Source organism: Rathayibacter sp. AY1D5 (assembly GCF_002932515.1).
In the GTDB taxonomy this organism is placed as follows: domain Bacteria; phylum Actinomycetota; class Actinomycetes; order Actinomycetales; family Microbacteriaceae; genus Rathayibacter.
This window is the reverse complement of sequence record NZ_PSVU01000031.1, coordinates 1-14,118: the sequence shown is the minus strand read 5'-3', so window position 1 is coordinate 14,118 and position 14,118 is coordinate 1. Positions and strand designations below refer to the sequence as shown.

The window sequence follows — 14,118 nt, the reverse complement described above, 5'->3', positions numbered from 1 at the left end:
ATCTATAATAAGCAGACTTTTCAGAACGACGGGGGTAGGACATGCTGATGGATCTCACTGATCGGGTCGTCCTGGTGACGGGTGGCGGCCGGGGCATCGGGCGGGTGCTCGCTGAGCGGTTCGCCCTCGAGGGTGCGAAGGTGGCGGCGTTCGACGTCGCCTTCCCGGAGGGCGCGCCCGAGGGCGTCCTCCAGATCGAGGGCGACGTGACCGAGCCCGACTCCGTGGCGAGCGGCGTCGCTCGCGTCGCCGAGGAGTTCGGCGGTATCGATGTCCTGGTCAACAACGCGGGCATCAACGTCGAGGGCCGGGTGGAGGATCTCGATCTGGCCGCCTGGCGCCGCTGCTTCGACGTGAACGTCGGCGGCGTGTTCCTGATGTCGCAGGCGGTGCTTCCGCATGTGAAGGCCTCCGGTCATGGACGCATCCTCAACGCGGCCTCGTTCGCGGCGATCGTCCCCTCGGTGGGCGCGGCCGCCTACGGCGCATCGAAGGCGGCCGTCGTGCAGTTCAGCCGGGTGCTCGCCGGCGAGCTGGGGCCGTGGGGCGTCACGGTCAACGCCTACGCTCCCGGTATGATCCCGAGCGCCATGAACGGTTTCGAGACGATGCCCCAGGCGGCTCAGGACCGGCTGCTCGACACGCTGACCCTCCGCCGCTGGGGCACCGCCGACAGCATCGCCGATCTGCTCGTGTTCCTCGCGAGCGACGCCGCCGACTACATCACGGGCACGCTCATCGACGTGAGCGGCGGAAAGCTCGCCACGCAGCTCCCGCAGCGCGCCTACGAGGGAGTGGTCCCACCCGTCTCATGACTCATCAACGCTCCCTCGTCGACACCATCGGCACCGCCATCGTCGGTGGAGATCCGCCGACGGGCACAGTGCTGAACATCGAGACGCTCACCCGCGAGCACGGCGTCTCGCGGTCGGTGATCCGAGAGGCTCTGCGCATCCTCGAGACGCTCGGGATGATAGTCGCCCGCCAGCGGGTGGGGATCACCGTCCTCGGCCGCGAGCACTGGCAGCTCCTGGATCCGCGGGTCATCGCCTGGCGGTCGCACACGGACGACGCGCAGATCCAGCTCCGCGAGCTCATGCAGCTGCGCACCATCATCGAGCCGGCGGCGGCGGAGCTCGCCGCGGTCCAAGGCACGGAGGAGCAGCTGACCGCGATCGTCCGGGCCGCCGAGGAGATGACCGCGACCTACCGCGACCGGCGCGTCGCCGCGTTCACGCGGGCCGACCTCGACTTCCACTCCGCGATCGTCGTCGCGGCCTCGAGCTCCGTCCTCGCGCAGCTCTCCGACACCGTCCTCGCCGCCCTCCGGCTGCGCTACTCCGGCAGCGTGCCGGTGTTCGACGAGGAGGGCGAGCGGGCCCTGGCCATCCACGTCCGGCTCGCCGACGCGCTCACCGCACGCGACGCCGCAGCAGCGGTCGGCCTCACCCGTGCGCTCGTCGATCAGACCCGGGGCCGCCTGGAGGAGCCCGTGGAGCACCCGGACGACGCGGTCGCGGCGACGCCGGGAGGCGGCGCATGAGCTCCGCCGTCCCCGCCTACTGGGAGGCCGCGGTGTGCATCCCGCCCGTGTCGCATCACGCCGAGGGCCCGCTCTGGGACCCGCGCGGCGACACGCTGATATGGGTCGACCAGTACGCGGGACTCGTCCGCTCCGCGACCCCGGAGGGTACGAGCTTCCTGCTCCGCCCCCCGATCGCCTTCGACGGTCCCGTGGGCGCCGTCGTCGGAGACGTGCGCGGCGGCTGGCTCGTCGCGGCTGCGGACGGCCTGTGGTCCCTCTCCCCAGAGGGCGCCGTCTCCCCCGTCGTCGACGTCCTTCCGCGCGACGGCGTGCACCGGCGCATGAACGACGGGAAGGTCGATCCGGCCGGCCGGTTCTGGTTCGGCACGATGGCGATGGACAAGCGCTCGGGCGCCGGCTCCCTCTACGCCCTCGACCAGGGCGTCGTCACGGAGGCGGTCCCCGAGGTCACGATCTCCAACGGTCTGGCCTGGTCCCCAGACGGCGGCACGATGCATTACATCGACACCCCGACCCACCGCATCGACCGGTATCTCACGGAGGGGTCCGCCCTCCGTCGTGAGGGATCGCTCGATCTGTCGTCGCGGCCAGGGAGCCCGGACGGCATGACGATCGACGACGAGGGGGCGCTGTGGGTAGCGATGTGGGGTGCTTCGGCAGTGCATCGCTACGACCCCTCCGGCGAGCTGATCGGTGTCGTCAACGTCGACGCCCCGCAGGTCTCCAGCGTGACCTTCGGCGGACCCGATCTGGACACCCTGTTCATCACGACGTCCCGCGAGGACTACTCTCCCGCCGATGCCGCCGCGCACCCTCTCGCCGGAGCGCTGTTCCAGGTGCGGCCGGGAGTCCGCGGCACAGCGGCCGTCCTGTACCGGCCCTGATCGCTCCGCGCCGATCCTCTCCGGTCCCGCGGAGCGCGGCGGCTGTCGCGGGACAGTCGATCGCGCCCTCGACCGCGCAGGAGAGCGCGGCGCGGGGAAGCCCCGCGCCGCGCTCTCGTATCGCTCAGCGACTCCGTATCACTTGTTGACGGAGAAGCCCTGCTGGTCGCCGTACTCGACGAGCTGGTCCTGCCAGTCCATCAGTCCGCTGCCGATGTCCTCGTGGTTGACGAAGGACTGACCGACGGTGTCCGGGAAGACGCTGTTGGCGTAGACCTGGAAGGGCAGGTACTGCCAGCCCGTGCTGACGGTGCGGGACGCCTCGACGAGGATCTCGTTGATCGCCTGCCCGCCGAAGTACTCGGGGGTCTGCGCCAGGAACTCGTCCGACTCGAGGTCGGCGACGGTCGCGGGGAAGCCGCCGGACTGGAGGAAGATGTCGAGGCCAGCCCGACCGCCTTCACTGCGTAGGCGGCGGCGCCGAGCGCGTGAGCTCCCATGTGGGCGACGCCGGACGCCTGTCCCGCCGACCGCGCCGCAGCCTTCGCCGCCGGAGAGATCGCCGACTGCGCCGCACGACCCGCGACGAAGCGGAGCCGGATCTCCCCCGCCGCGTCCGACTCGCCCCGCGAGAAGGCTCGGGCGCGGGCGATGCCGTCCCGTGCCCGGACGTCGTCGGGGGCCTCGGCCTCGAAGAGGGGGAGCACCCTCTCCGCGCAGTCGGCGGCCCACGCGGCGACGAGGCGACGATCGGCTTCGGACAACGACTGCGGGGACATGCCAGCACTCTCGCAGACGGCTCGAGCGTCCGTCCGTCCGGAGCCGCCCGTGGCCGCGGTCGTCGGGGCGGATGTGCCGGTAGTTCCCGCTCATCGGCGCCCGACCCGCGGAGGGGCTCGCGGCTAGAGCACGTCGGCGATCGCGGCGAACGTCCTGTCCGGGTCCTCGAGCTGCATGTCGTGGTGCACGCCCGGGAGCCGGCGCACCTGCCAGCCCCGCTGCTCGAGCCGCGCGGCCAGGGCGTCCGGCAGCACCGCCGGCGACTGGTCGGAGAGCACGATCGTCGACGGGACCGCCGGCGCCTCGACCGGGACCGGGTGGAAGGCGACGTCCCGGAACACGCCGACGGCCATCCGCACGTCGAACCGCTTCTTCGCGTCGTCGAGGAGCGCGCGGGTCTGGGGGCTGTAGGCGGCGCGGACCGCGGCGCTCGCCCGCGCCTGTCCGAGCTGGGCGATGCCCAGCGACAGGAGCGGCGCCGCCCAGAACAGCCGTCCGCGCAGGCCGCTCGTGGGGAGCGACAGGGCGAACCCGGGATCGAGGTAGACGGCCCGGCCGGGCGCGAGTCCGGCGACGGCACGCTGCAGCACCGCGCCGCCGAGCGAGTGGCCGACCACGCTGTGGAGCCCTGCCGGCAGCGTCTCGACCAGATCGGCGGCCATGTCGTCGATCCGGTACGACTCGGCCCGCGGGCTCTCGCCGTGCCCGCGCAGATCGACGGCGGTGACGGTGTGACGGCCGGTCGCGACGAGCCGCTCGACGAACGGCCCCCAGGTCGCCGCCGACGCACCGAGCCCGTGCACCAGCCCGACGTGTCGCGGTCCGGATCCGGTGGTGATCGTCTGCAGGAGCATCCCCTGATCCTGCCCGAGACAGTGCCCGAGGCCGAGGTGCCGGGTGGATGCACCCATGAGGCCGACCGATCTTCGTCCGATCATCACTCCGATGCCGAATCGCGACCGGAGAGCGCACGAAGAGCCTTGAATCCGATCTCTGCACCGGCGGGTGATATCGGCGCGGCGGAATTCGAGGATCCATTCCCGTCGGTTCTCGCCGGATGCTCCACGAGAAGTGTCGTGGATCGACTGTCGGCCGCTCGACGCGCTTCTGACATACTCCTGAGCACTCCCCACAAGACGCGCTCGGCGCGAGTGCTTTCACTGCGCCATCACTCATCGAGAATCCGGAAGAACACGAGAATGCCCCACGAGACGCCCGCCGGCTGGTATCCCGCTCCCCACGCGAACAATGAGCAGCGTTACTGGGACGGTCAGCGCTGGCACGACGACGCGCCGCCGCCGCCTCCCGCACAGCCCGGCGGCTACGGCTCCTTCCAGCAGACCCAGCCGACCGCCGCTTCCTGGGGTGCCTCCGCTGCCCCGAAGCCGAAGGGCCCCGCAGCTTTCGCCATCCTCGCGCTGGTCCTCGGGATCCTCGCTTTCCTGACGGGTCTGGTCCCCGGCCTCGGTCTCGTCCTCGCCATCGCAGCGGTCGCTCTCGCCGTTCTCGCTCTGCTGAGGAAGCAGCCGAAGGGCCTGGCTGTCACCGGACTCGCACTGGGAGCCGTCGCCCTGATCAGCGGAATCTTCGCCACCACTCTCTCGCTCGTCCCCTCCGACACGCGGTCGTCGGAGACGGCGGCGGTCGAGCCGGCCGACCCCGCTCCGGCCGCAGCCGCGCCTGAATCGGAGGCCGCGGAAGCGCCTGCCGAGCAGGCCGAAGCGCCCGCCGAGGACGCTGTGGAGCCGGAGCCGGCACCGGAGCAGACCGAGGCGGCCGCGCCGACCGCGGACGGTTCCGCGCAGCAGCCGCTCCCCCAGCCCTACGTCGCCGAGGGACTGTTCGGAGGAGACAAGTACAGCCTCACCGCGAAGGTGGTGGACGCGAACGCCGGCGCTCTCGTGACGGAGGGCAACATGTTCAATGACGAGGCGCCCGCAGGGTTCAAGTACGTCGTCGTCGAGCTGACGATGACGGGCATCGACCCCGACGGCGTCGAGCCCTCTCTCGCCAGCTTCGATCTCTCGCTGGCGACGCCCGAGGGCAATCGCTACGACAACGAGTACGTGATCCTCGGCGACTCGATGCCGTCGATGTCGGACGGGCCGACCCTGTACCCGGGCTCGAGCTTCACCGGATACACCGCTTACGTCGTTCCCGAGAGCGCTCAGAGCTTCCTTCTGCACGACAACGGGAACTACATCGCTCTCTGAGCCGATCAGGCGGACAAGGGCTGAGTACTTCCCGCCGAGGCGGTCTGCGCTTCTCGCAGGCCGCCTCGGCGTCTTTCCTCCTGAGTAGTTCTGCTCCTTGGAGACATTCCTCCCGCTCGAGGCGATCGCGCTCGTCCCGCGTCGCTCGATCGAACTGCACGAGCATGCATTCCAGTCGACGTGCGAGGACTCATCGCCGGCCTCGCACCGCCTTTCGAGAACGCGCCGATCCTCCTCCGGAATGCCCACCGGACAGGGGCCTCCGCAGGGGGTCCGCTCCGGTGCGGTCCGGTCCTACGCTCGCCCCATGCACCTCCGCACTGTCGCGATGAGGCCCGGCGCCGCCGCTCTCGGGCCGATCGGCGCGCCCCAACGGACCGCGCTGGACGACGTGCTCGCCCACCTGATCGCGGCGCTCGCGATCGGATCCGGCCTGCTGCTGGTGCCGACGGGCGTCGGCGGAGTGCCGCTGCTCGCCACCGGAGCGACCGGAGCGAGCGCCTTCGAGGCCTGGACGCTGATCCGCACCACCGTGGCGCTGCAGGTCGGCATCGCCGTGCTCGCGATCGGTCTCGGCGCCGTGGCGCGGACGCGCGGTCCCGCGGGGACCCGAGCGGAGCGCTGGTGCGTGGTCGCCGCGATGAGCGCCGCGATCGGCGTGGTGCTGCTGGTCGTGCCGCCGGTCTGAGGAGCCCCCGGGGAGCGTCGCCCACCAGTCTGTCCGGGTCGCCGCGCGCGCCCGTGACCGGACCTTCACCTCGCGCCGAGCGGCGTGATCGGATCGTTGCAGGATCCGGCACCGGCTGAGGTTCCGCATAGGACACACTCAGCGACAGGGGGCGAGCGTCCCCCGCTCATGGGGAAGCCGACCGCGATCAGCGGCTCGGAGGAAGCAGGAATCGTGCGCTCTGCGCGACGACGCCACGGCGTCACCGTCATCACCACTGCGGCACTGCTGGGGGCGCTCGCGTTCCCGTCCGTCGCTCTGGCCACCGAGGTCGTCCCGGACGCCGCCTCGAGTCCTGCACCGGCCGAGCCGGCTCCCACCGCGGAGCCGACCGCGACTCCGGAGCCCACGGCGACGCCGCAGCCGGCCTCGACTCCGGCGCCCACTCCGGCTCCGACCATCGCGCCCCTCGAGAGCGCGCAGTCGCCCCTGGCGATCGCCCTCGACCGCACCACCTACGAAGCGGGCTCGGCGTTCTCCGCGATCCCGTCGGCGGAGGGCTGGGCCGGCGGCCTGGACGTGTCCGGGACCGGTTTCCAGCCCGGCACCGTCGCCGTCGTCGTGCTCCGCGACGGCGACTCGGAGGAGGCCGTCACCACCAGCGTGATCACCGCCTCCGGCGAGCTCCGCCTCCAGGACTGGCTCCCCACCGACGCGGACGGCGTCGCGGTGGACCCCCACCTCCCGCTCCCCGGCGAGACGATCTCCGTCGTCGCGGAGGGACTCGACGCCTCGGGCGCCCGTGTCGCCTCCGATGCCGTCGAGCTGACCGTGACGCAGCCCGACACGAGCGTCGTCTTCCAGAACCGGGAGGACGGCGGGGTGCTCCCGGCCGGTGCGGACATCCAGGTCGGAGAGTTCCGGATCTACGGCGTCGTCGCCTCGTTCCGCGGATTCGACCGCGGCGAGGACGTGTCCGTCACGCTCACCGCGCCCGACGGCAGCACCTCCGCCCTCGTGCCCCCCGCGCCGACCCCGCTCTCGGGCGAGGCCTTCGTCCTGCTCGACGCCGACACCATGGCGGACCAGCTGGGCACCTTCACCGTCACCGCCACGGGAGAGACCAGCGGACGCTCCGCGACGTCGTCGCTCGAGCAGGTCCCTTCGCGCACCGCGATCCGGATCTGGCCCCAGGGGGCTCCGCCCGAGCCCGCCCCGGCGGACGGACAGCCCACCAGCGGTGGCGCTCTCCTCGGCTTCGGCGCGGACGAGACCGTGTCGATCGGCGTCTTCTCGACCTCGGGTGCGCGCCAGACGCTCACGGGCGGCGGCTCGAGCCTCGAGGTCGGCGTCGACGCGCTCGGCTGGAGCCTGATCTCCCTCGGCCAGTACCCGCTGCAGGACCCGGCGAGCGAGATCTACTGCGTCATCGCCCGCGGCACGTCGAGCGGTCTCGTGGCGAGCACCTCCTACGACTACACGCTGACGGAGGAGGACCCGATCGCCGGAGAGGCCGACTGCTCCGCCGCGGTCGCCGCCGTCACGGCGCACCCTGCCGGCGCCGGGCCCGCAGTGCACCCGGCCGGCTCCGGACCCGCGGCGCAGACGGGCGGCCACCGCCCCGTCCTCGCCTCGACCGGCGTCTCGACGACCGCGCCGCTCGCCCTGGCCGCCTTCGGCATCCTCGGTGGCCTCGCCCTGACGATGCTCCGCCGCCGCCGCGCGTAGACGGCCGCGCACCGCGCACGACGAAGGCGCCCGGGCACACCGCCCGGGCGCCTTCGCCGTCGCGAGACCTGTCGGGTCAGTCGGACGGCACCGCGCAGGTCTCCTCCGCCGCGGTCTGGCCCGGAGCGTCGACGGCGACGGGAGCGGGATCCGTCGGAGCCGCGCCGCCCTCCGCGGGCGCCTCCGCCGCGGGCGCCTCCTCCGCCGGAGCGTCGGACGCGAGGGTCACCGGCTGGTCGTTCAGGACGCGGTTCATCAGCTCGGCCCCGACCTCGGCGTTCGGCACGACCTTGCCCGGATAGTCCGGGTCATCGAGCGCCGGGTACTGCACGAACACCATCTTCGAGAGGTCGACGTCCTTCAGTGCGAGGGCGAGCGAGATCATCGTCGCCGGGCTCGTGAGCGACGTCGACAGGTGCACGTTCGACGAGGTCGCCTGCGCGAGTCCGTAGAGGGCGGGGATGTTCGAGAGGGTGTCGGCCGAGCGGACGGTGCGCATCAGCGAGGCCAGGTACTGCTGCTGCGACGAGATGCGGCTGAGGTCGCTCTGGTCGCCGACGCCGTGGCGGCTGCGGAGGAACGAGAGGGCCATCGACCCGGAGACGGTGGAGGTGCCGGCGGGCAGGTCCAGGCCCGAGTCGGTGTCGAGGATCGGACCCGTGAGGCAGATCGGGACGCCGCCGACGGCGTTGCTCATCTCGATGACGCCGTTGAAGGACACCCAGCCGGCGTAGGGCACCGTCAGGCCGGTGAACTGCTGCAGGGTGTCGTTGACGCAGGCGAGCCCGCCGTACTGGAACGCGGAGTTGAGCGGGACGCCGGCGGCGGCCTCGGTGACGACGCCCGTCTCGGGGTCGGTGCACGCGGGACGGTCCAGGATCAGGTCGCGCGGGAAGCTGATCACTGTCGCGCTGCGGTGGTCGGCCGAGACGTGGAGCAGGATGTTGACGTCGTTGAGCGTGTCGTCGCGGACGCCGAACGTGTCCCCCTGCGTGGCGTCGTTGTCGGTGCCGACCACCAGGACGTCGAAGCCGCCCTCGACCGCACCCATCTGCACGTTCCCGGCGGTGGGAGGAGCGACGCCCAGATCGACCGCGTTGTCGGCGACGTTCCGGCTGATGCTCACCGTCGCGATCGCCACGAGCGAGGTGGCGCTGACGGCGAGGACGCCGACCACCGCCGCGATCCCGACCACCACTGTCCGCACCCCGGACCGCCGCCGGAGCCGCCCGTGCCGCACCGCGCGCTCGTGAACCCTCATGCGCTCCCACCCCTCGCCCCGCCCGCCCGTTCGCGGACGCAGTCGCTCGCCAGTGTAGGCAGGCCCCCTCCGATGCGGCGCGGAACGGCCCTGCTACCGTCGTGCGCGCATCGAGGAGCGGAGGAGGAGCCGTGGAACGCCGAGTCGTCGATCCCGTCACGCAGATCGAGTGGATCGTCCCGCCGTTCGCGACCGAGGAGGACACCCTCGCCCGCGCGCGGGCCGATCGGGAGGGGCGGCTCGCCGACCTCCGCCTGTACCCGGACCACTGCGCGGAGTATCCGCTCTGGGCGGTCGACGGCCCGATCGACGATCCGGGTGCGATCGGCGTCCCGGAGGCCCTGCACGGACCGCTGCTCCGCTGGCAGGAGCTCTGGGCCGCCGGATGCGACGTGTTCGAGGGCTGGAGGAGCGCCGAGGCGGAGGAGCGCTGGCTCGCCCTCGGCCGGGAGCTGCACACCGAGCTCGAGGCCGCCCTCTGGCTGACGACCCGGGTGCTCGCCTGCTTCTGAGGGCTGCTGCCCGGGCATCCGCGGGAAAGCCGCCGCAAGCCGTCCCCGGACCGGCCCCCGCGTGCCTACCCTGGACGGTGCGCTCTCCTCGTCTTCTGCAGCAGGTCGTCGGCAAGCTCGGCGGGCAGCGGCCCGCGGCCCCGGTGAGCCGTCGAGCGCAGCGCGCGCTCCTCGCCGAGCAGACGGTCCGCGGAGTGCTCGAGCTGGCCGTGCGGCTGGGCGAGACGCTGCTCTCGCTGGGGTCCGCGGCAGCCGAGGTGACCGAGACGATCCAGCGGGTGTGCCGCGCCTACGGCATCGAGTGCCAGGTCGACCTCACCTTCACGTCGATCCTGGTCGTGCACGACGGAGGCGACGACTCCCCCAGCGTGAGCGTGCTGCGCGTCGTCCCCTCCCGCAGCGCCGACTACGAGCGGCTCGCCCGCGTGACGGCGCTCGTCACCGCCATCACCGAGGGCTCGCCGGAGGTGCGGGTCGCCGACGCCGTCGACTCCGCCGAGGCCCGCGAGGAGGCCCGCCACCAGTTCGAGGCCGCGCACGACCGGCTCGACGCGATCCTCGTCCAGCCGCACCGCTACCGCCGCGGAGTCGTCACCCTCACGCTCGCGCTGATGGCCGCGGGCGTCGCGCTCCTGCTCGGGGGCGGACCCCTCGTCGTGCTCCTCGCCGCCGCGACGGCCGCCGCGATCGACCTGGTCAACCAGCTGCTCGCCCGCTGGGGCCTGCCCGCCTTCTTCCAGCAGATCGCGGGCGCCGCGCTGGCGACCGGAGTGGCGGTGGTGCTGCTCGCGGTCGTGCCGCGGCTGCCCGTGGAGCTGGCGGTTCTGCCGCCCGCGCTCGTCGTCGCGTCGGGGGTGGTCGTGCTCCTCGCCGGGCTCTCGTTCGTGGGAGCGGCGGACGACGCGATCAACGGGTTCCCGATCACGGCGGGCGGCCGACTGCTCGAGGTCGGGCTGCTGACGCTGGGCATCGTCGTCGGGATCGCTGTGGTGCTCGACGGCGCGCGCTCGCTCGGGGTCGAGCTGGTGCTGGTCGACTCCTACGCCCGCCCCTGGCCGGCCGCCGTGCAGGTGCTCGGCGCCGGGGTCGCGGCCGGCGCCTGGGCGCTCTCGTCGCACACCCCTCCGCGGCCCGCGCTCATCGCCGCCCTCACCGGAGCCGGCGCGTTCCTCGTCTCCGACTCGCTGACCACCTCGGGCTTCGCGCCGCTCATGGCCAACGCCCTCCCGGCGCTGGCGATCGGCCTGCTCGGCGAGATGCTGGCCGAGCGGATGCGGGTGCCCGCCGTGGTGACGACCGCGTGCGCGATCGTCCCCCTCCTGCCCGGCCTCACCCTCTACCGCGGCGTCCTCGGCCTCACCTCGAACGCCGGCCCGAGCGCCGGGATCGAGCTCCTGCTCCAGGCGGGCATGATCGCGCTGGGCCTCGCCGGCGGAGTCACGCTCGGCCGGATCGCCTACCGCCGCCTGCGCACCCCGATCGTGCGGGCGGTGGCGCCGGTCCGCGCCCGGACCCGCCGGGACCGCGGGATCGAGCAGGCCCTCGCCGCCGACGTCCTCTACCCCGACGGCGCCGAGGCCGGGCAGGCGGACACCGCACAGGACGCCACGGCGTCGGGCAGCGGATCCGGCCTCCCGGCGTCCGACCCGTCGGCGCCGGCCGCGGTCGACCCCCCACCGCTGTCCGACGAGTCGGCGCCGGCCGCCGAGGAGCCGTTCACCCGCACCGGGATCGTCCCGATCGTCAGCACGATCGGCGTGACGGAGCCGGTGCCGATCGTCACCGAGGAGGATCCGGCCGACCGGGGCTGACGACAGGGCCTGCTCCCGCGGTCGGCTCCTCGCCGCAGAGGGAGGCGCCGCGCCGGTCAGTCCGCGTGGCCCCGCACGACCGCGGTCCGGCGGGTGTCGATCACGATCACCGAGCCGAGCACGATCAGGGCGAGCGACACCGAGGCGAGCGTGTCGGTCAGCCAGTGGTAGCCGAGGTAGAGCCGGGCGACGATCTGGCCGGCGATCATCCCGAGCGAGAGCGCGAAGCCCCCGATCATCCAGCTCCGGGAGGAGCGGCGGGAGGCGAGGAGGAACGTGGTGATCAGGAAGAAGTCGCTCACGCCGGTGACGTGGCCGGAGGGGAACGAGAACGTGCCGTCGGGCCCGAGCAGCATGTACTCGACCGGCGGGCGCATCCGCATCACGAGGTGAGCGGCCAGCTGCACGCTGAGCATCCCGACGAGCATGCCGCCGGCCAGGAGGATCGGCCGCCAGAGGTGGCGGGCGAGGACGAACCAGAGCACGAGCACCGCCAGGATGATGACCGGCAGGTAGACCGGCCCGAAGACGGTGGCGAGCGCGTCCATCACGACCGTGCCCTCGGCGGAGCGCTTCTCGCGGAACCACTCGGCGACGACCGGATCGAGGACGGTGAGGCCGGTGCCGCTCGCGACCTGCGCGGTGAAGGCCGCGAAGAGGACGACGCCGACGCCGATGAGGCCGAAGCCGGCCCGGTCGAGGCCGCGGCGCGCCTCCGGGGCCATCACGCGCTCCTCCACGAGGAACCGCTGGTGGAAGCGGGCGCGGCGCGAGAGGGCGGGGTTGGTCATCCGCTCACCCTAGGGCTGCGGAGGCGCCGCCGACCGGGCCGATCGCTCAGCGTCCTGCCGCGTAGTGCGTCTGGATCTGCTCCGGCGTGAGGACCGTCGAGTACACCGCGGCGTAGCGCAGGCTGCCGCCGAAGTACGAGGAGCCGACGTTCGGCCACTGGCCGCCGAGGCTGTCGTACCCGATCTTCCAGGTGCCCGTCGTGTTCTCGGCCGTCCGGTAGGTGCTGTTGGAGGCGACCTTCACGCCGTCGACCCAGAGCGCGATGCCCGCCGTCGGCGAGAGCGTGGAGACGACGTGGTGCCAGAGCCCGTCGTTGACGGCTCGGGTGCTCGTGATGGTCTGCGCGGCGCCGTTGTAGACGCCGAAGACGAGCTTGCCGTCGGCGCCGATGTAGGTGTGGCGGTCGTACTGGCCGCCGGGAGCGGTGGCGCCCGCGCTGAAGCTGAAGAGCTTGCCGCCGGCGTTCGTGGTCTTGAACCAGATCTCGGTGCTGAAGGTGCCGGGGTTCCTGATCTCCAGCGGCGTGCTCAGGTACTGGTTCGTGCCGTTCGGCGTCCAGGAGCCGCCCGCGTCGCGCGGGCAGGCCTTGGGCGTCGCGGCGGAGCTGACCATCGCGGTCGGGAAGAGGCCGGTGGAGCGGTAGGTGCCCGGGTACTGGCCGGAGTCCGTGTCGGGCGCGGTCGTCGATCCGCTCGGCTGCGCGAGCGTGTAGGAGAAGAGCGCGGCCCCGCGGTCGGCGGCGAGGGCGCCGTCGCAGGTGAAGAACGCGGCGGCGCTGCCGACCGTGTTGGTCGAGTTCAGGATCGAGGCGGTGTACGCGCCGGAGGTGGCCGGGGCGGTGAGCAGCACGGCGGCCAGGGCGGCGGCGGCGAGGGCGGCGACGACAGACCTCGGGCGGGCGAGGAGGGTGCGCAGCCGCGCGGCCGGTGAGGCGGCGGAGAGGCGGTGCCGGCTCATGCCGTCTCCTCCTCGCGGGCGGCGCGGCGGCCGCGCTCGGCGGTCCGCTCCGGCTCGCCGGGGAGGCCGACGAAGACCGTGTAGAGCACCGGGATCGCGCAGAGCAGGACGAAGAGGACCCAGCCCCAGAACGGCAGGTGCAGAGCGGAGGAGAGGGCGTAGGCGTCTCCGTCGTGCGCCGGGATCTGCAGGCGGCCGACCTGTCCGGAGACCAGGTCGACGGGGTCGGCGCCCTCGGCGCTCACGCGGATGGGGAGGACGCCCGTCGAGACGAGCGTGGCGTTCGTCGTGCCGCTGTCGACGGTGGCCTCGAGGACGACGATGCCGACCAGCGGGCGGAGCACGAAGACGGTGACGGACGCGACGAGCGAGAGGCCGAGGATCCGCATCGACGCCCGCTGGGTGGGCGAGGCGATGAAGCGGGTGAGCAGCTGCACGAGGACGGCGCCGATGATCAGCAGCGGCAGGCCGCGCACGAGCCAGCCGAGCACCGGCAGCGCCGTGGTGACGACTCCGATGACCTGGTCCTGGCCGGTGGCCCACGGATCGACGGCTCCGTTGATGTCGCCCTGGGTGCGGAGCGTGCCGTCGTCGGCGATCTCGACGACCCGGTGGGTGTAGGTCTCGTCGGGCGTGGTGGTGGGGTGGAAGCTGACCGCGTCGCCGACCCGGACGTCCTCGAGGGCCGTCGGCTCGGTGAGGACGAGGGTGCCGACCGGGGCGGCCGTGCCCATGGAGGGCGTCTGCACGATGAACCAGCGTCCGCCGGACGCGTGGAACAGGAGCGCCGCCGCGACCAGGACGGCCAGCAGAGCGGTCGTCGTCCCGATCAGGGCGGTGCGGAGGAGGGACCGGCGGGGGCGGTCGGTGCGGGTTGGCGAGCCGGTCGACGTGGCCGGCGGTCGCCAGCCGGTCGAGGAGCGCGGTCACGGCGCCCGTCGAGAGGGAGAGCTCGAGACCCAGCCAC

The 14,118-nt window shown here is 72.8% G+C and carries 14 protein-coding genes; 8 read left to right on the top strand and 6 right to left on the bottom strand.

The annotated features are described in order from the left end of the window. Window positions 1-47: 47 nt before the first annotated feature. From C5C82_RS10705 to C5C82_RS10695, 3 genes are read left to right on the top strand one after another with little or no spacing between them, the layout of a single operon-like run. The gene (locus C5C82_RS10705; protein ID WP_308471104.1) at window positions 48-815 is read left to right on the top strand and encodes an SDR family NAD(P)-dependent oxidoreductase; all 768 of its coding nucleotides are present in this window, start codon (window positions 48-50) and stop codon (window positions 813-815) included. Further along, window positions 812-1,543 (top strand): FadR/GntR family transcriptional regulator, encoded by a 732-nt coding sequence (locus tag C5C82_RS10700; protein WP_104238877.1) that lies wholly within the window; start codon window positions 812-814, stop codon window positions 1,541-1,543. The genes C5C82_RS10705 and C5C82_RS10700 overlap by 4 nt, the downstream gene beginning before the upstream one ends. Continuing rightward, window positions 1,540-2,430: an SMP-30/gluconolactonase/LRE family protein gene (locus C5C82_RS10695; RefSeq protein WP_104355056.1), complete on the top strand. Its 891-nt coding sequence runs from the start codon at window positions 1,540-1,542 to the stop codon at window positions 2,428-2,430. The genes C5C82_RS10700 and C5C82_RS10695 overlap by 4 nt, the downstream gene beginning before the upstream one ends. A gap of 200 nt (window positions 2,431-2,630) precedes the next feature. On the opposite strand, the gene C5C82_RS18250 is transcribed toward C5C82_RS10695, so the two are convergent. Both C5C82_RS18250 and C5C82_RS10685 read right to left on the bottom strand, forming a co-directional pair. Further along, window positions 2,631-3,209, bottom strand: coding sequence for a putative immunity protein (locus C5C82_RS18250; RefSeq protein ID WP_374953777.1), 579 nt, complete (start codon window positions 3,207-3,209; stop codon window positions 2,631-2,633). A 123-nt stretch (window positions 3,210-3,332) separates the two neighbouring features. Further along, the gene (locus C5C82_RS10685; RefSeq protein WP_104295705.1) at window positions 3,333-4,064 is read right to left on the bottom strand and encodes an alpha/beta fold hydrolase; all 732 of its coding nucleotides are present in this window, start codon (window positions 4,062-4,064) and stop codon (window positions 3,333-3,335) included. Between the two features lie 345 nt (window positions 4,065-4,409). Here C5C82_RS10685 and C5C82_RS10680 point away from each other — a divergent pair, with 345 nt between their 5' ends. The 3 genes from C5C82_RS10680 (at window position 4,410) to C5C82_RS10670 (ending at window position 7,818) form a co-directional block, all read left to right on the top strand. Then, the gene (locus tag C5C82_RS10680) at window positions 4,410-5,423 is read left to right on the top strand and encodes a DUF2510 domain-containing protein (RefSeq protein ID WP_104355055.1); all 1,014 of its coding nucleotides are present in this window, start codon (window positions 4,410-4,412) and stop codon (window positions 5,421-5,423) included. Window positions 5,424-5,730: 307 nt separating this feature from the next. Continuing rightward, window positions 5,731-6,111 carry a hypothetical protein gene (locus C5C82_RS10675; protein WP_146085980.1) on the top strand — a complete coding sequence of 127 codons (381 nt, stop codon included), beginning with the start codon at window positions 5,731-5,733 and terminating at the stop codon, window positions 6,109-6,111. 168 nt (window positions 6,112-6,279) lie between these two features. Beyond that, window positions 6,280-7,818 (top strand): hypothetical protein, encoded by a 1,539-nt coding sequence (locus C5C82_RS10670; protein WP_104355053.1) that lies wholly within the window; start codon window positions 6,280-6,282, stop codon window positions 7,816-7,818. Between the two features lie 76 nt (window positions 7,819-7,894). On the opposite strand, the gene C5C82_RS10665 is transcribed toward C5C82_RS10670, so the two are convergent. Then, window positions 7,895-9,079: an LCP family protein gene (locus tag C5C82_RS10665; RefSeq protein ID WP_104355052.1), complete on the bottom strand. Its 1,185-nt coding sequence runs from the start codon at window positions 9,077-9,079 to the stop codon at window positions 7,895-7,897. A gap of 131 nt (window positions 9,080-9,210) precedes the next feature. Here C5C82_RS10665 and C5C82_RS17575 point away from each other — a divergent pair, with 131 nt between their 5' ends. Continuing rightward, on the top strand, window positions 9,211-9,591 hold the full coding sequence (locus tag C5C82_RS17575; RefSeq protein WP_181127036.1) for a hypothetical protein: 381 nt from the start codon (window positions 9,211-9,213) through the stop codon (window positions 9,589-9,591). Window positions 9,592-9,668: 77 nt separating this feature from the next. Continuing rightward, window positions 9,669-11,402: a threonine/serine exporter ThrE family protein gene (locus C5C82_RS10660; RefSeq protein WP_181110600.1), complete on the top strand. Its 1,734-nt coding sequence runs from the start codon at window positions 9,669-9,671 to the stop codon at window positions 11,400-11,402. A gap of 56 nt (window positions 11,403-11,458) precedes the next feature. On the opposite strand, the gene C5C82_RS10655 is transcribed toward C5C82_RS10660, so the two are convergent. The 3 genes from C5C82_RS10655 to C5C82_RS10645 are packed head-to-tail and all read right to left on the bottom strand — an operon-like array spanning window position 11,459 to window position 13,900. After that, entirely contained in the window at window positions 11,459-12,193 is a 735-nt protein-coding gene (locus C5C82_RS10655) for a phosphatase PAP2 family protein (protein ID WP_104326022.1), read from the bottom strand. Window positions 12,194-12,239: 46 nt separating this feature from the next. Continuing rightward, complete coding sequence (locus tag C5C82_RS10650; protein ID WP_104317083.1) at window positions 12,240-13,151, bottom strand: LamG domain-containing protein; 912 nt, start codon at window positions 13,149-13,151, stop codon at window positions 12,240-12,242. Further along, a complete protein-coding gene (locus C5C82_RS10645) occupies window positions 13,148-13,900 on the bottom strand; it encodes a S26 family signal peptidase (protein WP_146085979.1) in 753 nt (250 codons plus the stop codon). The genes C5C82_RS10650 and C5C82_RS10645 overlap by 4 nt, the downstream gene beginning before the upstream one ends. Between the last annotated feature and the right edge of the window lie 218 nt (window positions 13,901-14,118).